This is a genomic window from Paenibacillus faecis (genome assembly GCF_008084145.1).
In the GTDB taxonomy this organism is placed as follows: Bacteria; Bacillota; Bacilli; order Paenibacillales; family Paenibacillaceae; genus Fontibacillus; species Fontibacillus faecis.
Genome location: NZ_VSDO01000001.1, coordinates 737065 through 758101, shown reverse-complemented (window position 1 = coordinate 758101; position 21037 = coordinate 737065). Strand labels below are relative to the sequence as shown.

Sequence of the window (21037 nt, the reverse complement as noted above, 5' to 3'; positions counted from 1 at the left end):
CTGGAGTCCAAGGCTCCACTTTAATTTGTCAATGGTAGGGAGCGGGCTGGGTTCTTGTATCGTTCTCTCCAAGTTCTCGCAAACGTCCAAAATTGGCCGCTTTTTGATCACTTCCCCGGAAGCCTTGCGGCGCTTGGAAAAAACGAAAAAACCCGCGAAAAACCTTGATTCTACAAGGCTTTTCGCGGGTTTTATGTTCCTCATCCTTAACTTGTTTTCCGCTTGGTCCCCAATCGCGTGCGCGATTCAGGTCCGTGTGGGCTAACCCCCCGTGGAGGTTCGAGTCCTCTCGACCGCATCCTAATATTATTGAAAGTGCTCCTGAATTGTCCATATGGATGATTCAGGAGCTTTTTGCATGTCCGGGGGTAAATTAAAGGGAATTGTTCCTGTTAATTTGAAGCCTAAACGGCTGGGGAGGCACTAGCGTTGCATTTACCCGAAGGATCTAAGGGCCGTAATCGCCTCCCTTTGAGCCGGACGGGGAAATAAGGGCTATTTGAGGCGCTATTTTGTCGAAATCGTCCTTTCCGTCACTAGCGTTGCATTAAATTTCGCAGACAAAAAAGAAGACATCTCCTATTGTTGAGTTACCCTCGCGTTATCCATAAAAACGCCTCAACAATAAGGAGATGACTATGGATAACGTACCTAATCAAACTGTCATTTGTCAATGTCTAAAGTTATTAAATGTGGACCCTTCTCGTAATACATCTTTGGATTATCGTGCCCGGAAATTGTTTGTCGGTTCTGCGACTCTTCTGTTTATTGAGGCTCAGTTGCACCAGCGCGGTTCCTATAAAGTGATAGCAGAGCATTTAGCCGCCAATCGCGATTTTCAGAAATTCCTTCAACTCGAAAGTATCAGTGCTGCCCAGTTATCACGAAAAATGAAGCAACTGCCTATGGCAAATCTTCAAACGCTCTTTTTCTCGATCATGGAACGAATCAAGCAGCAAACGAAGAACTTGAAGGGAATTACTCCGGGTATTGGTAAACTAAATCTCTTAGATTCGACGGGAGTTACTCTGCCACCTATTCTCGCAAAATGGTGCTACTGTTCAGAAACCAATCACGGCGCGAAGATGCACACCTCCTTGGTCGTGGTGGACTCCAAAACCATGTATCCGGGTAAAATCATCGCCTCCACCAAGGATATCGCGGACCATGAAGTGGCTCTTGAATTCACGGTCGACAAAGACGCGACTTATGTGATGGATCGTGGTTACCAAGTGTACGAGCATTTTCAACAATGGCTAGAGGACAAGATCAAATTTGTATGTCGCGTCAAGGAAAATAGCCGGCTAACGATCATCCGGGAAAGGGAACTGCCCAAAAGACAGAAGGGTTTCATCCGTGATGCTGATGTGAAGCTTCCGGGCTTGCCTGGGGTTTTTCGCCTAATTGAGTTTTATGATGACCAGAAGCGTACTTATCGCCTTGTAACGAACCGTTTTGACTTGTCTGCACACCAAATCGCTGAGATTTACCGAAATCGTTGGCACATCGAGTTGTTTTTTAAGTGGGTCAAACAGCATATTCGATTAGTTAAACCACATGGATATACGCCAGAAGTCATCTGGAACCAAATGTATATCGCTTTAATCGCCTATGCTTTATGCTTGCTCGTCAAGTTGACCCTGGACTGTAAAAAATCGATGTGGGATCTTCTTCAACTGATTCGTATCTATGCGGAAAAGCCGTGGGAAGATCTGATGAAAGCCCTCTACCGCAAGCCAACACGAACCTCGAAGGGGCGAACCAAGCGAAATGGCAGGCCACCAAAAAAAGCAAAGAAGTCAATGGAGCCGAGACTGATCATACGCTAATGACAAATGAACAGGAATAGTAATTTTCAAAAAAAAGGATAATGCGTAGGGCCTTTTCCCCCTTAGCTTTTTTTGTTTAACCAAGAAAAACATAATGTAAAAATATTGATTCAAAGTAAATTTAGGGGAATTATTCATAATCAAATTACTTAATGCAACGCTAGTGCCTTTCCGTGTGAAATAGCGGTCATTTGGGGCCCTATTTTAGGGAAAAACGGGCCGAAACCTGATTTTTGGACCCGCATCAGTGAAATAAGGCCCTTTTTGGCCGCTATTTTTCCCGAAAACGCAAATCGGGTCGAAATAACGGCCCAAAACGCCGCTATTATGACAGGCGGCAAGAAAGATTGCGGATAGGCAGCAACATGTTAGTTATAATGCACTTTGCAACTAGAATTAAAAGTGGACACCCTATAAAAGAACCTTAATAATAGAGTTTAAATTAGGAGGTGTTCACATGGGTGAACAGCGGCAACGATTTAATGAGGAGTTTAAGAGAAAGACGGTGAAATACATTCAGGAACAGACGAAATCCATGCCGGAGATCGCTGAGGAATTGAATATCCCTGCAAAGACCTTGCATCAATGGAAAGCAAAGTACAGAACATTTGAAAACGAACCTTTGGCAAGTCAAGAGAAACTCCGTGAAATGGAGCGACTCCTGAAAGAGAAGGAGAAAGAACTGAAGCTCAAGGACCGAGAATTGGCGGATACGAAAGAGGAGTTAGCAATCGTAAAAAAGGCGGTTCACATCTTCAGCAAACCAAAGAACTGAGGTTCCAATTCATTGAAGCTCATAGCTCCGAGTTTTCGGTGGAGAAGATGTGTCGAGTCCTGGAAGTATCCCGGAGCGGTTATTACAAATGGAAATCAGCTAAACCAAGCCAGCAGGAGTTACGTAAGGCTCGAATCATGGAGCGGATTAGGTTTCACTTTTACGATAACAAGAAACGGTATGGAAGCCCCAAAATCACGAAATTACTCCATCAAGAGAACTGTGAGATTACGGAGCGTACAGTAAGCAACTACATGAACGAAATGGGATTGCGTTCTTGTGTAGCTAGGAAATTTAAAGTAAGAACAACGGACTCTAATCATGACTTTCCGATTGCACCGAATGTATTGGACCAAAAATTTAAAGTCAATGAACCTAATAAAGTTTGGGTAGCGGACATTACCTATATTCGATGCACCAAACGCCGGCTGTATTTGGCCAGTATTATGGATCTTTGTACGCGTGAAATTGTAGGATGGCGCTTAGGAGAGCGAATGACAACAGAATTAGTACTAGGAGCGCTGGATGATGCGTATGCAGCTAAAAAGCCTAAAAGAAAAGTGCTTCACCACTCAGATCGTGGATCTCAATATGCTTCGGATGAATACAGAAAGAGACTAAAAACCTTACGGATGAAAGCCAGCATGAGCCGCAAAGGCAACTGTTACGATAACGCTTGTATTGAATCATTCCATAGTATTCTCAAAAAAGAACTCATCTACTGCACCAAATTTAAGACGCAGCAGCAGGCATACGATGAAATATTTGAATACATTGAATTCTTTTATAACCGGAAACGAATCCATGGAGCATTGGGATATATGTCCCCAGTACGCTTTGCGGCTCAATTGCAAAAGAAGAAAAAGTCGGCTTAACATAAAAGCCAAAAAAATAGTGTCCACTTTCTTGACGGAGGTCCACTTTTCCAGTTAAATCCCACCATGAGGCCAAGAGCGGCGCATTAACGGTAGTTTTTCCCGTTAGTGTGCAGACTTCGACGGTAGCGTTTTTTATCTGCAATGGCTGTGGAAGAAACGAAGCGGAAAGAGGTCGTAGTTTAAAATACTCCACTGCAAGAGTTTAATTTTGTCCAGTGAAGCGGATGGAATTTTCTAATACTATGAAAGCGTAAACAATCGCGTTAGAATTAATTTTACACCTGATGGATTTGCCTAATATTATTATGAAACACGGGGAGGTCATGATGAAGAAGCTGTTATACGGTGTCGCTTATTATGACGAATATATGCCTTATGATCGACTGGATGAGGATATCCGCATGATGAAAGAGGCGGGGATTAACGTGGTGCGGATCGCCGAATCGACTTGGAGCACGCACGAACCGCAAAACGGAGTATTCGATTTCACCTCGGTAGATCGGGTTCTTGATGCGATGCATCGGGCCGGAATTCATGTCATTGTCGGAACGCCTACTTACGCCGTACCGACCTGGATGGTCAAGGAGCACCCGGACGTGCTGGCCACGACGGCAAACGGACCCGGTAAATACGGGGCACGGCAGATTATGGACATCACGAATCCGACCTATTTGTTTTATGCGGAGCGCATCATCCGCAAACTGATCTCCCGGGTTAGCGGACATCCGGCGGTGATCGGGTACCAAACCGATAATGAAACAAAGCACTATCATACCGCGGGCCCTAATGTCCAACTGCTGTTTGTTAAATACGTTAGGGACAAATTCAAAACGCTAGAGGAATTGAACAAGGCGTTCGGGCTGGACTATTGGAGCAACCGGATCAACAGCTGGGAGGACTTCCCGTCCATCATCGGGACGATCAATGGCAGCTTGGGCGCGGAGTTTGCCAAATTCCAACGGAAGCTGGTCGCCGATTTCCTGAGCTGGCAAGTATCCATCGTTAACGAGTACAAGCGGGCGGATCAGTTTGTCACGCAAAATTTCGATTTTGAGTGGCGGGGGTATTCCTACGGCATTCAGCCGGATGTGGACCATTTTGAGGCTTCCCGTCCTTTCGATATCATGGGAGTGGACATTTACCATCCGTCGCAGGACGATCTGACCGGGATTGAAATTTCCTTCGGCGGAGATGTGGCGCGATCCACCAAAGGAACGAATTATTTGGTGCTCGAGACGGAAGCGCAGGCCTTTCCCCATTGGACACCGTATCCGGGGCAGTTAAGATTGCAGGCGTTCAGCCATCTGGCTTCGGGAGCCAATATGGTTTCCTACTGGCACTGGCATTCCATCCACAATTCTTTCGAAACCTATTGGAAAGGCTTGCTCAGCCATGACTTCGAACCCAACCCGGTTTATGAGGAAGCCCGAACGATCGGCCGGGATTTTGCGCGTTTGTCTCCGCATTTGGTGAACCTTCAAAAAGAGAATAAAGTCGCCATTCTGGTCAGCAACGACTCGTTAACGGCGCTGGAGTGGTTCAAATTTAATTTTTCCAGCACGAAAAAATACAATGATGTCGTTCGGATGATGTATGATGAGCTGTACCGGATGAACATCGGCTGTGATTTCGTATCTCCCGCGACCACGAATTTTGAACGGTATGATCTGCTCATCGTTCCAGCGCTTTATACGGCTTCAGATGAACTTTTGGAGCGGTTAAACCGGTTTGTAGTTGACGGTGGGCATATCGTTTATACTTTTAAGAGCGGCTTTACGGATCAAAACGTCAAGGTCCGTTCCGAACGGCAACCGGGCATCATTGGCAAGGCTTGCGGCATTTCGTACAGCATGTTCGTCGAGCCGAAAAGGGTGACGTTAAAAGACGATCCGTTCCAGGTCGGTGAAGACCAAAACCAGGTGCACACGTGGATGGAACTGCTCACTCCGTCGACGGCGGAGGTGCTCGCCTATTATGATCATCCGCATTGGGGGAAATATGCCGCGGTCACGCAAAACGGGTACGGCCAAGGGCAGGCTGTATATATCGGCTGTATGACAAGCGAGGCCGTGATGGGCAAAATCCTGGAGCATGCCGTGAAGAAGGCCGGTTTATGGGGACTGGATCAAGAGATCCGCTTCCCGTTGATCACGAAATCCGGGGTTAACGGGCTGGGCAAAACGGTCCGATATTATTTTAACTATGCTGAAATGCCGGCTTCGTTAGACTATCGTCATCGTGAGGGAATTGAGCTGCTTTCGGGCCGACCGGTAAGCTCGGGACAAACCCTGAAGCTTGAGCCATGGGGCTTTACAATTATTGAAGAACAATAAGCTATAGAAGTTTTGTATTGAAATAGACGCCTCCCGCATCCGCGAGGCGTTTTCTACTATATGCGGCATCACAGGGGGGGAAGCGAATGTTTGGCAGGCTGCGGCGGAGGGTCGTCGACCCGTTCAAAACGAGTATCCGCAACAAATTGATTTTGACGATGATATTGATCGCGATCGTGCCCGTCGTCGTCGTCACCACGCTGGCGGCGGAGAACAGCAGCGCTTCGATGGAGAAGCAAGTGATCGGGACCAATCTCTCCAATATGAAATGGACGGGGATTCATTTGGGTGATCAGTTTGCCAGACTAAACAACCTGGTCTATTCGCTCCAGATCAGTCCGGGGTTGGCCAATTATCTGAATCGGCCCGAAGTGGAAACCCCGGCCAGCCAATTTGCCGCTCAGCAGAATGTTTTTAATTCGCTGAATAGCGTGTATTACAGCGGAGGGAATCACCTGGTCGGCGTCGTTATGTACCTGCATGAAACCGGGACGCTGTTTACGATCAATTCGATGCAAAACGAAGTGGAGGAGATCAGCGGCATACCGCGCGTTTACCGGGATTTGCTGCGGGAGAACAAAGATTTTATCGTGGAGACGGATTCGGCGGACCCCGGCAAATTTCGCTTGATTCGCAGCATCAACCGCTTCGAAAACCAGGAAAAGCTGGGCTACATCTCCCTGGAGGTGCTCTGGTCCTATTTCGATCAAACGATCCGTTTGCTTGGCGAAGGAAAGGAGCAGGCCGTGTTCGTTACGGATATGAACGGCCGCATTCTATACGGCGACGGCGAAATCTCTCCGGATGTGGCGGCGGAGCTGCAAGCTTCCAAGGATGCCGGGCTGGGCCAATTCAGAACGGACCGGGAATTCGTTTTTTACAATACGCTGGATCCCGTTAATCTTAGATTGGTGAAAATAATCCCGGTCTCCACGATCAACGAAAGCGCCCGGGCGACGATGAACTATGGTTTGATCGTCGGGATGATCTCCACGGTGATATCCGCTTTATTTGCTTTTTATTTTGCCTGGAAAACGACCAAACCCATCATCGGTTTGGCCCGGGCGATGCGGAAGCTCGATCTGACCAAGGAGCAGATGATCCCCCCGAGCAAGCGCAAAGATGAAATCGGGCTCCTGGAAGCCAATTTCGCCACCATGGCGCAGCGGATCAGAGACCACATTAATACCGAATACCGGATTCGCCTGGAAAAGAAAACGGCTGAACTAAAGGCGCTACAATCGCAAATCAACCCGCATTTTTTGCAAAATACGCTGCAGTTGATCGGGGGAATGATCTTTTCGCAAAAACCGGCCGAGAGCTACGGTATCATCCGTTCGCTTAGCGAAATGTTCCGTTATATTGTACGGGATCCGGATACGCTTGCGACGCTTCGAGCGGAGCTTGAACATCTGAATCATTATATGAATATCCAGCAGCAGCGCTTCGGCAAACGGCTCCATTACGAGCTAAACATAGACGGAGATGTGCTGGACTGCCGAATCCCGAAACTGACGCTGCAGCCGATCGTCGAAAATGCGTTTGTTCACGGGCTGGATCATAAGGCCGGAGAGTGGCGGCTTGAGGTGACGATCCGCCTCGAGCCCGAGGGCATACGGCTGATGGTCCGGGACAATGGGGCAGGGATGGAAAATGCCCAGCTCCAGCGGTTGCGAACGCAGCTGAACCGGGATCTGGAGCAGGTTTGGACCAAAGGAACGAGCATCGGGCTGATCAATGTGGCTTCCCGAATCCAAATGTATTTTGGCGCGGAATACAAAATGAGCCTTGACAGCGTATGGGGCAAAGGCACCAGCGTCACGCTGTATCTTCCCGATCAAAAGGAGGGCTAAAGCATGTTCAAAGTATTGATTGTGGATGACGAAGAGTGGAACCGGAACATTATCAAAAATTTGGGCCGTTGGGACGAACACAGTATGGAAGTCGTGGGGGAGGCGGAGGACGGTTTGGAAGCGATGCGGATGATCGAACGGCTTAACCCTGAGCTTATCATTACCGATATGCGCATGCCGGGTTCCGACGGAGTGGAACTGATGCGGAAGATGAGCGACCGTTTTCCCGACAAGCAGGTCATTGTGGTAAGCGGGTACGATGATTTCCACTACGCCAGGCAGGCGATTCGCTACAAAGCGGTCGACTACTTGCTGAAGCCGATCGATCCGCAGGAACTGAACGTGGTGTTGGCCAGATGCTGCGTGTCTCTACGGAAGCGCACGGAGCGGCAGGGAATCGATTTGGAGCTGTCTTCGCGATGGGCCGCTTACGAAAAGAGGTTAGGGTCTTATTTTAATGATCTGAATGGCGAGGGACTCCGGAAAGTATGCCGTGAACTGCAGTCCGATCCGGAGCTTGAAGCCGCCTTGAAGCCGGAAACGATCCGCTATCTGGTAAAAGATACTTTGCTGTACTTGAGAGAGCTCTGCGCGGCGAACGCGCTGGCCGGCGAATCGGACCGCCCGGCTGAACTTACGGATATGCCAAACTCCTTCCAGGAAGGGGTCCGCTTGATCTCCGAGTGCTATGTGAACGCCCTGGAAGAACTGATCAAACAGCGGAAATATAAAAATAAGCTGCATTTGGGGGAAGTCAAATCGTATCTCGATCATCATTACGAGGAACCGATCGGTTTGGAGCAGCTCGCCAAGCTGTTTTTCGTCAGTAAAGAGTATTTGAGCAAAGCGTTTAAGCAGGAATACGGCTTAACGGTTACGGACTATGTCGTGGATTTAAGAATGAAGAAGGCGATGGAATGGCTGAAATCGGACGAAGAAGTCGCCATCAAGAGGGTAGCCGAAATGATCGGGTATGAGGATGTATCCTATTTTCACAGGGTGTTTAAGAAGCACTACGGAATTTCCCCGGGAGAGGCGAGAAAAGGTTCACAAGGTTTAAAAATATCCAATCGAAAAGTCTAATCCCGTCCAATGAAGCGCTTTCATTCATGGATTAGAATGAAACCGTAAACAAAACATCAACATTCCAGGGGGGCATCTTATATGAAAATTTGGAAGGGTCTAGCAGGAACCGCGCTAATCGTCTCTTTGCTTGCCGGCTGCGGAGCGGGCGGCGGAAACCATGCGGCAAACAACGAATCGGCAGGGGGCGAAAGCTCCGGCGGGAAAAGCGTCAACTTGAAAATGTTTATCGCTCAGCCTCGTCTGAAAGAACATTACGATAAGTACATCGATGCCTTCGTGGCCAAAGAAAAGGCGGAGAAAAATATCGATGTGTCGGTTCAATTGGAAATGCCGCCGGCGGACACCGCCCCGCAAATTTTAAAAACGAGGCTGGCTTCCAACGACGCACCCGACGTATTCGCTATCCATGCGGTCAACGAAATCCCTCCATTTTATAAAGCCGGGTATCTGGAGGATTTGTCGGATCAACCGTTCGTCGGCAAGCTGCTGGACAGCGTGAAGCCTTCAGTCATGACCGAAGACGGAAAAATTGTTGCGGTTCCGCTCGAGACACTGTCTTGGGGTTATTTGTACAACAAGCAGATTTTTGAGGAGCAGGGACTGACGCCCCCTACGACGTTGACGGAGATGAAGACGGTCGTTGAAAAGCTGAAACAAAACAACATCACCCCGTTTATTTTGTCCGACAAAGAGGCCTGGATTCCGCAGTTGTTCCTGCCGCTTTCCATAGGTCAATTGGTCAATACGGAAAATCCGGATTTCATCGAGCGGATGAACCAGGATCAAGGTTCCTTCACCGAAATGAAAGGAATGTTCGATATCATCGATTTGGTTTACGCGAACGGTACCAAAAACGGTCTTGAGGTAGGCGGCGACGACGGTGCGGCGATGTTTGCGCAGGGGAAGGCGGCGATGTGGGTACAGGGCCCTTGGTACGCGGAGACGATTCTGAAATCCAATCCCGACCTCCGTTTTGGCGTAGCTGCTTTGCCGATCAACGATAATCCCGACGCTACGATGATCAACTTGAGTACGTCCACCTCCCTGGCCGTGTCCAAGACGAGCAAGAACAAGGAAGTGGCCCTTGATTTCGTAAACTACGTGCTGGACGACAAGGATTCCAGCGCATTCTTCCAGGCGCTGAAGTTTAATCCGGTCGCCACGGTACACGACTACAGCAGTTATCCTTGGGTGGACGATGCGATGGTCTATGTGAAAGAGGGCAAGTCCTATCAAGATCTACGGATTCCACAAGCGGTTAAAGATGAATCCGGCAAGGCGCTGCAATCCTATATCGCGGGGCAAATTTCGCAGGACGATGTGCTCACAGCGCTCGACAAAGCGTGGAAATCGTATAACAAGGTTAACAAGTAACGCGGCTGCCTGTGAGGAAGGAACGAGAAGTTCCTTCCTTCTCGATTCATAGACAAACGGAGGGGGAGGAAGAACATGCCGTCGTCCAGGATGTTCAAGAAGTATATCTCTTTGCTGGCTTTTACGGCCCCGGCACTCGTTATTTACACCATCTTTCTGCTCATACCGACATTCGGCGGAATGTATTACACGTTTACGGACTGGAACGGTCTGAACCAGAATTACAGCTTCATCGGTTTTGCCAATATCGTCGAAGCGCTCGCGGAGGACCCGGATTTCATTAATGCGTTATTATTTACGCTGAAATATGTCGCATTCATGGTTGTATTGCAAAATGTAATCGCTTTACTCCTTGCCGTACTCATCGAGACGCGAACCCGGAGCAAAGGATTTTTCCGCACGATCTTTTTTATGCCGAATATGATCAGCCTAATTATCAGTTCCTTTATGTGGACCTTTGTATTTTCGCAAGTGATCCCGCAGCTCGCCGAAAAAGCGGCGATCACCTTCCTTGACCAAGCCTGGCTGGGCAATCCGAAATTTTCTTTTTACTCCATCCTGATCGTGTCGCTGTGGAACGGGGTCGGGTATATGATGATTATTTATTTGGCGGCCCTGCAAGGCGTGCCTCAAAGCTTGAAGGAAGCGGCCGTTATCGATGGGGCCAATTCGTTCCAAACGTTAAGAAGTGTAACCCTGCCGATGATTACGCATGCCGTGACCATTTGCTTCTTCCTGACGCTGAACGGCGCTTTCAAAGTGTTTGATGTTGTTTACGGACTGACCGGCGGCGGGCCGGGACGAAGCACGCAGGTCATTACGATGAACATCTACGAAGAGGCGTTCTCCAATAACTTCCGCTACGGATACGCCAGCGCGAAATCGCTCATTCTGTTTGCCATTGTACTGATTGTCACCCTGATTCAGATGAACGTCATGAAGAAAAAAGAGGTGGAAGCATGAGCATGAAGAGAATCAATTCGCTCTTGATCGGGTTGATCTTGTCCGTGGGCGCTCTGTTCACCTGTTTTCCCATTTATATGGCGGTCGTCAACTCGTTTAAGACGCAAGCGGAAATGTTCGAATCGTTCGTCGCTCTGCCGACGAAGCTGCATTTTGAGAACTACTCGCAAGCGTTTGAAAAAATCAATCTCCTGAACAGCTCTTGGAACTCGGTGATTGTCTCCGTGATCGGCATCGGGGGAATCGTCTTCTGCTCCGCTTTGGCGGGTTATAAGTTGTCCCGGACCCGGGGCAAATTAAGCCATTTTATTTTTCTGCTGTTCGTAGCCTCGATGCTCGTGCCGTTTCATTCGATTATGATTCCGCTCACCCGGATGGCCAAAACCTTGCAGGTGCAGGGCAGCACTTACGGACTGGCGCTGATCTATATCGGACTTGGCGTCAATATGGCGATTTTTCTGTATCATGGTTTCGTCAAGTCGATCCCGCGGGAGCTGGAAGAGTCCGGGCAAATCGACGGCTGCAACGAATTCCAGACCTTTTTCCGGATCATTTTGCCGCTGCTGTTGCCCATCACCGTCACGATCGCGATCCTCGACTTTCTGTGGATCTGGAACGACTTCCTGCTGCCGCTGATGATGCTGACGGACGTAGACAATTATACGTTGATTCTGTCCACCAACATGTTGTTCGGGGAGTATAACAAGGAGTGGTCGCTGATTCTGGCTTCGCTGGTGCTCACGGCGATTCCGGTAGTGATGATTTACGCTTTTTTCCAAAAGTTCATTATGGAGGGAATTGCCGAAGGGGCTGTGAAGGGCTAGGTATAAGCATTAACCGAAAGAGAGAGGAGGATATTCATGTTACAACCGAAACGATGGATATCGAGCACAAGGGAGCGGTCATGGGAAGAGAAAGGACTGCCTCATTTATTAACAAACGGGGGAACGGCGGAGTTGACGCTGACGGATGCCGTTTATCAAAACGTGGAAGGGTTTGGGGGATGTTTTAATGAGCTCGGGTTTGTGGCGCTAAGCCAACTTCCCGAGGAGCAACGAACAAGGGTATTGTTCGACTTGTTTCATCCGGACGGGGAACAGAAATTCAGCATTTGCCGGCTTCCAATCGGAGCCAGCGACTACGCCCTGGAGTGGTACAGCCACAATGAAACGGATGGAGACTATGCGATGGAGCATTTCTCCATCGAACGGGACCGGAAATACTTGATTCCCTATATTAAGGAAGCCCTGGCGCTGAATCCCGAACTCAAGCTGTTCGCTTCGCCTTGGAGCCCGCCGACTTGGATGAAGCACCCGAAAGCCTATAACTACGGAACACTACGTTGGGAGCATGAAAATCTGGAAGCCTACGCCCTATATTTCGTAAAGTTCGTGCAGGCGTACAAGGAAGAGGGGATCACGGTTCACCAGATCCACGTCCAGAACGAAGTAGTGGCCGATCAGAAGTTTCCGTCCTGCGTTTGGACAGGCGAGCAACTTCGCGAATTTATCCGCGATTATTTGGGACCGGCCTTTGAACGGCATGGACTCGATACGGAAATCTGGCTGGGCACGATCAATGCGCCGGAACCGTGGGACGAATGGGTGAAGAAGAAAGTCACCGACCACGACGCTTACGCACATACGGTGTTAAGCGATCCTGAAGCTTATAAATACATTAAGGGCGTAGGCTATCAATGGGCCGGAAAATGGGCGATCCAGCGCACTGTGCTGAGTTACCCGGAACTGCGGTACATGCAAACCGAGAACGAATGCGGCGACGGCACGAACACTTGGGAATATGCCCAATACGTATTTAATTTGTTCCAGCACTATTTCACAAACCGGGTGAACGCGTACATTTATTGGAACATGGTACTTGGGCCGAAGGGACGAAGCACGTGGGGGTGGGAGCAGAACTCGATGATTACGGTCGATAAAGAGCAGCAAAGGGCGATTTTAAATCCCGAGTATTACGTGATGAAACACTTCTCGCATTTCGTGACGCCGGGCTCAAAGCGGATCGGTCAGCAAGGCCACTGGTTCGGCAACGCGGTCAGTTATGTAACGCCAAGCGGCGAGCGCGTCGTGGTGCTGGCCAATCCGTTCAAGGAGGCAAGAACCGTGCGGATTTCGGACGGAACGGAAATATACGGCTTCGAACTGGAGCCCGAGTCTTTTAACACAATGTTATTTGATAGGCAGATCAATGAATGAGGCAACCTGAGTCTAAAGGCGCAACGATGTGTTTATTAGCCTGGCGGAAATGGTTTGAGGCGAAGCTTTAAAAAGACCAGCAAAACATCTTATTGTGAAAAAATATTGGATATGGAAGCGTCGGAACGAGATTCCGGCGTTTTTTCTTTCCTCAAAATCTTTAAAAGTTCATGCAAACCAACCAAGATATGCCCAGTAATCCTTTCCTTCTCCTTACCCGCTACCTGTCCTTTTCATGGCCGTTAGCCGCACTCGGGTTTTGCTACATTAGTAGTGCGGGAACTATAGGAAACCGGCTCCTTTGAATCCCAATTGAAACATACCACCCGGGTACCTAATAGACTTTGCGCAAAGGAGATGGAATTTCCGGATTTCTTAAACGGCCATAATGCAAACAAGCCAAAATCAACAGGCAAGAAACAAGGAGGAACAATGATGAACAACGAATTTGAAAACAAAACCGCACAGGCAACGGCCATGACGACCACCTGCTATGTCATCGATCCGGCGCAGTGGGGCATCAAAACCAATGGCACCGATGCGGTAAAAACGACGGAAGGACTGAACAAGGCGATCGCCCATGCGAAAAGCGCCGGGTATAATGAAGCCTTTATTCCAAAAGGGACATATATGATTCAAGGCGTAGGGACCCTCTTTCCAAACACTCCGGAAAAAGGCGGCGGCATCGTGGTTCCGTCCCACATGAAGCTTACCCTGGATCATGAGGCGGAGCTGAAGGTAGAGCCTAACGCTGCGAGAGGTTACTCTTGTATTTATCTGCGTAAAGTGGAAAACGTCACGATTTCGGGCGGCATCATCACCGGCGATCTGGACCAGCATGATTTCAGCAAACTTCCGGATTCGACGCAGGAATATGGCTTCGGGATTTATGTCCACGGTGGCAAAAGAGTTACGATCGAAAATATGAAAATCCGCAAATGCACCGGCGATTGCGTCTTCCTTGGCTCGGTGGGCCTCATGGGCGTAGATCCCGACTATGACGAACCAAAATTAGTAACCGTCCGCAATTGCTCGCTGGACGGAGCGCGCCGGAACAACATTTCGATCACAGCCGGCGAAGGGGTCTTCGTCGAGAACAATGAAATTACGAACGCGGGGACCGTCAAGGGTACCAAACCTATGGCCGGTATCGATATCGAAGGATACGGCGAAGGCGACATCGATTACGAGAAGCCGCGCAAAGTCGTCATTCGCGGCAATCTGTTCCGCGGAAACCTAGAAGCGTCCGTGCTCAATTTCAGCGGCTACGAAGTCGTGATTGAGGGGAATCATTCGGACAGTACGCTTTCTTACAGCAACGGTACGGATACGATTATTTCCAACAACGTGCTGGTACGGACGGATAAAACGAAAGTAGCCATTTTGGGAGATAGAGTATCGAACGGATTTGACGGCAACAACGTGACGATTACCGGGAACACCATCAAAGGCTTCAGCAGCGGCATCGACGCCCGCGGCAAAGACGTGGTCGTGACGGGAAATGCCGTCTCCCATCTCGGCGAAGGAACGGGCATCGGCGTATATAGAGCGGAAAATGTGCTGATCGCGGACAATATCGTGCACCGCGGAGCGGGCGTGCCTTACAAGGTCGACGAGAGCAATGACGTACAATTCCTGAACAACAAGGCCCTCCATTCGGAACGCTTCGGCCTCGAACTGGACAAGTCCACCAATGTCGTGCTGCGGGGCAATTCGTTTGGCCAGTGCAAAGGCGGCATATCCATCAAAAACTGGGGGGGAAAAGAGACATCCGTTTTCGCGGAAGGCAACTATATCGACTGTTCCAGCTACACAGGAAAACAAGCCCATTATGCGATCAGCTTCGACAAAAACAGCCATGTTACGCTCAAAGGGAACTATATACTTGGCTCCCGATCCGTCGCCATTTACGGAGAGAGCAGCGCCGGCAAAACCGTTAAAATCACCGAAAACGAAATTTCCGACACCGCGAGCACTTCGGCGATTCAAATCAAGGGGGGGCAACGCGCCGAAATTATCGGCAACCGCATCACCTTCAAAAGAACGGATAATACCGGGTACGGCATTTCATTAACTGATGACGCCGAAGATGCGATCATCGCTCAGAATACGATTTATTCCAATACCGATAAATCGATTTCCAACGCGATCGTAACCGAAAAGGCGAAACGAACCAAGGTTCTAAACAACTTGCTGATCAAAGGCAGCATGTTCCTCAATAAAGACACGGACACCAATATCGGCAACACGATGGTATAAAGCTACTTTGGTAAAACAGCCAAAACCCTATCCTTCGAGTCAAGAGGGATAGGGTTTTCCGGTTATCCTCGGTCTCGCTTTGCGCCAAGTCCGTACGTTAGAGGATGCGGGAAAGCTTGCGATAAGCGCGCGGTGAGATTCCTTCGTTTGCGCTGAATAAACGGCTGAAATAATGAATATCGGAATATCCAACATGAGCTCCCACTTCTTCAATCGTCCAGTCCGTATCCCGCAGCATCCTGCATGCTTCGCGATGCCGGATGCTGCGCAGGAACTCGCCGGGAGGGACACCGATGATCCGCCGGAACAGCTTTGCGGCATGATCCACGCTCATCTGCAGTTCGGCCGCAATCCGCCTGCCCGACCAGTCCTCCGCGGGAGCGGCGTCCATTCGCTCAGCCAGGCGCTTAACGCGTTCCCCGTGCTCCGAGACCCCGGTGATCCGACGGGCCATTTGGGAACGCAGCAATTGCGCCAGAATCTCCAACATCAACCCCTTGCATACTAGCTCATATCCAAGAGAACGCCTGGCAAATTCATGGATCAGCTGTTCCATCGCTTGAACGCACTCCACGGACGGCGAATAGATAGGATCCGCGGAAAAGGCCAGCCCTCTATCCGTTCCCGTCACGGCCTCTGCGGCGAGTTTGTCCCACTCCATTTCTTCCTCGGGGACAATCAGATCTTCCTCCTTTTGAATCGTAACGTCGCTGAAGAAATCAAAGTGAATTCCCATCAGTTTGGCTTCAGGCGCGGAAACAATCTCGTTTTGATGATAGACCCCGCAAGGCAGGAAAATGAGCTGGCCGGCCGAAAGCAGATAGCGTTGCCCGTTCATGGTTGTGGCCATTTCGCCATGGCAGACGTACAGCAACTCGAAATCGTACAGCCTTCTTACGGGGAAACGGCATGGGGAAAGGGTTTGATATTGGGCGTAATGAATGCTGGGCGACCACGCCGCGAAGGGGGCGGTACGCGTTTTTACGGATAAAGGACGATTTTCATTCATAGGAAGAACCTCCTTACTGAAGATTCACGGAATAAGATAAAAATAAACTTTTTTCGCTAAATAAATCATGTCGTTAAGTCAATATAATGTGGATAGAAGAACAAAAATTAAAGTTTTATCATCATGGTATCATTTCAACGGAAAAATACAAATGGGGAGGAATGACAATGAGGAAGGGAATTAACATCTGGTCGTTCCCTGAAGGGACAACTATTGCGGAAAGCGCACGCCTGGCGAAGGCGGCCGATTTTGAAGGGATTGAACTGGCCTTGAACGAGGAAGGCGAACTTGGGCTGCAGACTACAGAAAAAGAGGCCGTTCAAATCCGTCGGCAAGTGGAGGACGCGGGTTTGGAAATATGCGGTTTGGCCACCGGCTTGTATTGGTCTTATTCCATGACCAGTGAACAGAAGGCCGTACGAAGCAAAGCGTCCGATATTTGCAAAAAGCAGTTGGAACTGGCGGCGACGCTTGGGGTTGACGCGATCCTGGTGATTCCGGGGGCGGTCGGCGTTGATTTCATTCCCGGCTCCGAGGTGGTGCCTTACGACAAAGTTTACGACCGCGCTCTAGAAGCGATCGGCAAGCTGGCGGGAGAAGCGGAGAAGGCGGACGTCTCCATCGGCATCGAAAATGTGTGGAACAAATTCCTGTTGTCGCCGCTGGAAATGCGCGGTTTTCTTGACGCCGTGGGCTCGCCTTATGTCGGTGCCTATTTGGATGTCGGCAACGTTGTGTATGCGGGTTATCCGGAGCACTGGGTTCGTATTCTGGGGCCGCGCATCAAGAAGGTACACTTCAAGGATTATCGTCGCGAAGCCGGCGGATTGCATGGTTTTGTGGACCTCTTGGCGGGCAATGTCGATTATCCCTCCGTCGTGACCGCGCTGCGCGAGGTCGGCTACACCAATTACGTCACGGCCGAAATGATTCCGCATTATGAGCATCATTCCGAACAGATTATCTTCAATACCTCGGCGGCGATGGATGCCATTTTGGGACGAGGAGGAGCAGTGCCATGCTGAAAATCGGATTGGTCGGCTTCGGCTTTATGGGCCGGATGCATTTTGACAACTATGTTCGTCTGATGGCCGAAGGGGAGCCGGTTGAACTCGCGGCCATTTGCGATCTTAGGATCGATGAGTTGAAGGACAGCAAAGCGAACGGCAATATGTCGACAGGGCAGGAGATCTATGATCTGTCTTCCTACCGGCTGTATGATCATCTGGAGAATATGCTTGCCGCAGAGCAGCTCGATATGATCGATCTTTCCGTTCCCACCTACCTGCATGCGGAGATGACCTGCTCGCTTTTGGAACGCGGGTACCATGTATTTTGCGAAAAGCCGATGGCCCGCTATTCCGCCGATGCCCGCCAAATGGCCGAGGCCGCCAAGAAGCACGGCCGAAAGCTGATGATTGGACAGTGCCTGCGCTTTTGGCCGGGTTATGAGTATCTGAAAAAAGCGATTGAGGAAAAGCGTTTTGGCCAGGCGACAGCCGGATATTTCTACCGCGGCTCGAAAGCGCCGAAAGATTGGTTTCTTACGGAGGAACTAAGCGGCGGGGCTCTGCTGGATATGCATATTCACGATGCCGATATGATTCAGTGGCTGTTTGGAGCCCCGGAGAAGGTGTCCACCATCGGGCGTAAAGTCATCCCGGGCAGCGGCTACGATATCGCGTCCACCCACTACGCTTACCCGGACGGTAAAGTGATCAACGCCCAGGTCGACTGGACACTGGAGGGGGATTTCGGTTTTTACATGGGGTACCGGGTTAACTTTGAACGGGGGAACATCGTATTCGATGGCAGCTCCGTAACCGTAAATCCCAACGACCAGCCGGGCTTTAAGCCCGAACTAACCTTGGATGACGGCTATTACCTGGAATTGAAGCATTTTATCGAAGCGATTGCCCATGATCAACCGATCGTCATTTGCACGCCTGAAAGCGCCGCCGATTCTGTGGCGCTGGTCGAGGCGGAAGAAAAATCGGCGAATGCCGGCGGGGCTTGGGTAAGTCTTAAGGCGTAGTGAGGACAACTTGCAAAAAAAGCTTCCGGACCACCGATGGAGTGGAGCTGGGAGCTTTTTTTAGATGAAGGGATGTTACCGGCAACGGATGGGGGCTGGAGCTACAACAAACGGGCGGTTTCCCGGTAAGCCTGTGGCGTGAGGCCCTTCCATTTTTTGAACAGCTGGCAGAAGTACGGTTCGCTGAGTCCGCCTACTTCCCGGCTGATCACCTTGACCGGTTTGGAAGTGAGCACGAGCAGCGCGCAAGCTTCTCTTATGCGTCTGGCTGCAATATAATCCGTGATGGTTCGGCCGGTATACTGTTTGAATAGATGCGACAGATGGTAGGGTGACAGATGGAGGTCCTCGGCAATCCGCCTCAATTGAAAGGGTTCGCGGAAATGTTCCTCAACCCAGTCCATGATCTTCTCGATGTGTTGGGTAGCTCTGATGGGTCCGGCATCGGCGGATAATCTGTCGGCGAACACGTGAAGTTCAAGATGTCTTAGCAGCGTCAGAAAGAACAGGGCGAGATCCTCTTCCGACGGGGCCTGAGCGGCTTTGCGCGAGTGCTCGAGATCGTCCAATAAATGGGCCAGTCTGTGATCTTCCCCAAGCTGGAATACTTGCTTGGGCAACACGCCCCGCCACATTTTCCGGAAGAAGAATTGAAGCCGCGGATAAGGCGTCAGCCACGGTCCTACAAGATGCGGGTTAAAGGTCAGGTTGGTGCGGATATAAGAAGTTTGATGATGAGCGGGCACTTCCACCCGATGGAGCTGATACGGCTGGAAAATAACCAGCGTTCCGTTTTGCAAGGGGTAATGTTGGCCTTCCAGCGCAATTTCACCGGCTCCCTGATGGATGTACAACATCTCGATCCCTTGATGGGCATGGAGCATTTTCCAATGCTTCTCTTTGGTTTCATCCCGGTATTTAAACATGTAACCTGCGGTTCCGAAGTCGATGGATTCACGAAATTTCACGCGGTCCCCTCCTTGGGACAAGGGTATGGTTAGTCCTATCATAGCATACCCGGTAACGATGCGATTAAGATAAATCGCAATTCAGCTACATAAAGGCACAACAAAGCGTAATGCCCCTTTACTTATAATTTGTAGTGGATGCTCTGAAAAATGCGGATAAAATGGAGGACAATGTGATGTGGGCAAGAGCGATTGAGCAAGCGGTGGAACAAACTAAACGCAACATCGAACGATTCGGCGATCAATTCCCTCATGTGAGTGCGGACGGCAAGCATTATGTGCTTAATCCCAATACGGACTGGACGGACGGTTTCTGGACGGGGATGTTGTGGCTGTGTTACGAATATACGGGAGAGAAGGCCTTCCGGGACGCGGCGGTCCGGACGGTGGACAGTTTCCGGCAGCGCCTGCAGGTTGGCACCAACCTGGATCACCACGACATTGGATTTCTGTACTCGCTATCTTCCAAAGCGGGCTGGATCGTGGAAAAAGATGTGGAAGCGAGACAGCTTACGCTGCAAGCGGCGGACGCTTTGATGAAGCGGTGGAGGGAGAAGCCCCGATTGATCCAGGCGTGGGGGCGGGAGAACGATCCGGAGAATGGGGGGCGGATCATTATCGATTGCATGATGAACTTGCCGCTCTTGTACTGGGCCGCGGAACAAACGGGTGATGAGAAATACCGGGAGGCCGCCGGGATTCATGCCGAGAAAAGCCGCCGTTTCCTCGTTCGCGGGGACGACTCCTCGTACCATACCTTCTATTTCGATCCGGCTACCGGCGAGGCCGTACGCGGCGGGACCCACCAGGGTTACCGGGACGGCTCGACCTGGACCCGGGGACAGGCATGGGGCATTTACGGCTTCGCTCTCGCGTACCGCGGACTCGGACGGCCGGAGTTTTTGGAAACTTCCAAGCGGATGGCGAAGTATTTTATCGACCGTCTTCCGGAAGATCACGTCGTCTACTGGGATTTCGACGTGCCGCAAGTCCCGGAATCGAAGCGCGACAGCTCGGCATCGGCCATCGCCGCCTGCGGTATGCTGGAACTGGCCGGCCATCTGGGACAGGATGATCCGCTCAAAGCGGATTTGATGGAGGCTGTCACCCAATCCATATCTTCCCTGGCGCAGAATTACACCCCTGACCTGGACTCCGACGAAGAGGGATTGATCCGGCGCGGTTCGTATTCCGTCCGTACCGGACTATCTCCGGATGATTATACGATTTGGGGAGACTATTACTATCTCGAAGCCCTGATGCGCCTGGAGAAAGGGATTCCCGGATACTGGTACAGCCGATAAGCCGCCGACCCCGAAGGATGAAGAGGCGGCCGGCGATCTTCGGGAATCGGCCCCCTCTGTTCTGCCTCCCTGGGGGAGGCAGAATTTCAGCTTCACAATCGTAACCGCTTTCATTATAGTTATAAGAAGCGATACCTCGTTGATCCTTGAGTTTG

General features: G+C 50.3%; 16 protein-coding genes. 14 read left to right on the top strand and 2 right to left on the bottom strand.

The window, feature by feature from the left end:
- Positions 1-638: 638 nt before the first annotated feature.
- The 11 genes from FRY98_RS03420 to FRY98_RS03370 all read left to right on the top strand — a co-directional run bounded on the left by FRY98_RS03420 (position 639) and on the right by FRY98_RS03370 (position 15566).
- Positions 639-1829, top strand: a complete 1191-nt coding sequence (locus tag FRY98_RS03420) for an IS4 family transposase (protein WP_170287016.1) — start codon at positions 639-641, stop codon at positions 1827-1829.
- A gap of 457 nt (positions 1830-2286) precedes the next feature.
- Complete coding sequence (locus FRY98_RS03415; RefSeq protein WP_148450334.1) at positions 2287-2604, top strand: transposase; 318 nt, start codon at positions 2287-2289, stop codon at positions 2602-2604.
- Positions 2532-3479: an IS3 family transposase gene (locus tag FRY98_RS03410; protein WP_148450333.1), complete on the top strand. Its 948-nt coding sequence runs from the start codon at positions 2532-2534 to the stop codon at positions 3477-3479. Before FRY98_RS03415 ends, FRY98_RS03410 begins: the two co-directional genes overlap by 73 nt.
- A gap of 329 nt (positions 3480-3808) precedes the next feature.
- The gene (locus FRY98_RS03405; RefSeq protein WP_148450332.1) at positions 3809-5815 is read left to right on the top strand and encodes a beta-galactosidase; all 2007 of its coding nucleotides are present in this window, start codon (positions 3809-3811) and stop codon (positions 5813-5815) included.
- 86 nt (positions 5816-5901) lie between these two features.
- Entirely contained in the window at positions 5902-7668 is a 1767-nt protein-coding gene (locus FRY98_RS03400) for a sensor histidine kinase (protein WP_148450331.1), read from the top strand.
- Positions 7669-7671: 3 nt separating this feature from the next.
- Positions 7672-8751, top strand: coding sequence for a response regulator transcription factor (locus tag FRY98_RS03395; RefSeq protein ID WP_148450330.1), 1080 nt, complete (start codon positions 7672-7674; stop codon positions 8749-8751).
- An 81-nt stretch (positions 8752-8832) separates the two neighbouring features.
- Entirely contained in the window at positions 8833-10128 is a 1296-nt protein-coding gene (locus tag FRY98_RS03390; RefSeq protein ID WP_148450329.1) for an ABC transporter substrate-binding protein, read from the top strand.
- A 75-nt stretch (positions 10129-10203) separates the two neighbouring features.
- Complete coding sequence (locus FRY98_RS03385; protein ID WP_148450328.1) at positions 10204-11091, top strand: carbohydrate ABC transporter permease; 888 nt, start codon at positions 10204-10206, stop codon at positions 11089-11091.
- Positions 11088-11915 carry a carbohydrate ABC transporter permease gene (locus tag FRY98_RS03380; RefSeq protein WP_148450327.1) on the top strand — a complete coding sequence of 276 codons (828 nt, stop codon included), beginning with the start codon at positions 11088-11090 and terminating at the stop codon, positions 11913-11915. Before FRY98_RS03385 ends, FRY98_RS03380 begins: the two co-directional genes overlap by 4 nt.
- A 36-nt stretch (positions 11916-11951) precedes the next feature.
- On the top strand, positions 11952-13307 hold the full coding sequence (locus FRY98_RS03375) for a glycoside hydrolase family 30 protein (RefSeq protein ID WP_148450326.1): 1356 nt from the start codon (positions 11952-11954) through the stop codon (positions 13305-13307).
- A 435-nt stretch (positions 13308-13742) separates the two neighbouring features.
- A complete protein-coding gene (locus FRY98_RS03370) occupies positions 13743-15566 on the top strand; it encodes a right-handed parallel beta-helix repeat-containing protein (protein ID WP_170287015.1) in 1824 nt (607 codons plus the stop codon).
- 97 nt (positions 15567-15663) lie between these two features.
- Here the strand turns inward: FRY98_RS03370 and FRY98_RS03365 are convergent, their stop codons facing one another.
- Positions 15664-16575, bottom strand: coding sequence for an AraC family transcriptional regulator (locus FRY98_RS03365; RefSeq protein WP_148450324.1), 912 nt, complete (start codon positions 16573-16575; stop codon positions 15664-15666).
- A gap of 167 nt (positions 16576-16742) precedes the next feature.
- Here FRY98_RS03365 and FRY98_RS03360 point away from each other — a divergent pair, with 167 nt between their 5' ends.
- Both FRY98_RS03360 and FRY98_RS03355 read left to right on the top strand, forming a co-directional pair.
- Positions 16743-17600 (top strand): sugar phosphate isomerase/epimerase family protein, encoded by an 858-nt coding sequence (locus tag FRY98_RS03360; protein ID WP_148450323.1) that lies wholly within the window; start codon positions 16743-16745, stop codon positions 17598-17600.
- Positions 17594-18610: a Gfo/Idh/MocA family protein gene (locus tag FRY98_RS03355; RefSeq protein ID WP_148450322.1), complete on the top strand. Its 1017-nt coding sequence runs from the start codon at positions 17594-17596 to the stop codon at positions 18608-18610. Before FRY98_RS03360 ends, FRY98_RS03355 begins: the two co-directional genes overlap by 7 nt.
- A 101-nt stretch (positions 18611-18711) precedes the next feature.
- Here FRY98_RS03355 and FRY98_RS03350 read toward each other — a convergent pair whose 3' ends face one another.
- Entirely contained in the window at positions 18712-19578 is an 867-nt protein-coding gene (locus tag FRY98_RS03350; protein ID WP_170287014.1) for a helix-turn-helix transcriptional regulator, read from the bottom strand.
- Between the two features lie 176 nt (positions 19579-19754).
- On the opposite strand from FRY98_RS03350, the gene FRY98_RS03345 reads away from it, so the two are divergent.
- The gene (locus tag FRY98_RS03345; protein ID WP_148450320.1) at positions 19755-20882 is read left to right on the top strand and encodes a glycoside hydrolase family 88 protein; all 1128 of its coding nucleotides are present in this window, start codon (positions 19755-19757) and stop codon (positions 20880-20882) included.
- The last annotated feature ends 155 nt before the right edge of the window (positions 20883-21037 follow it).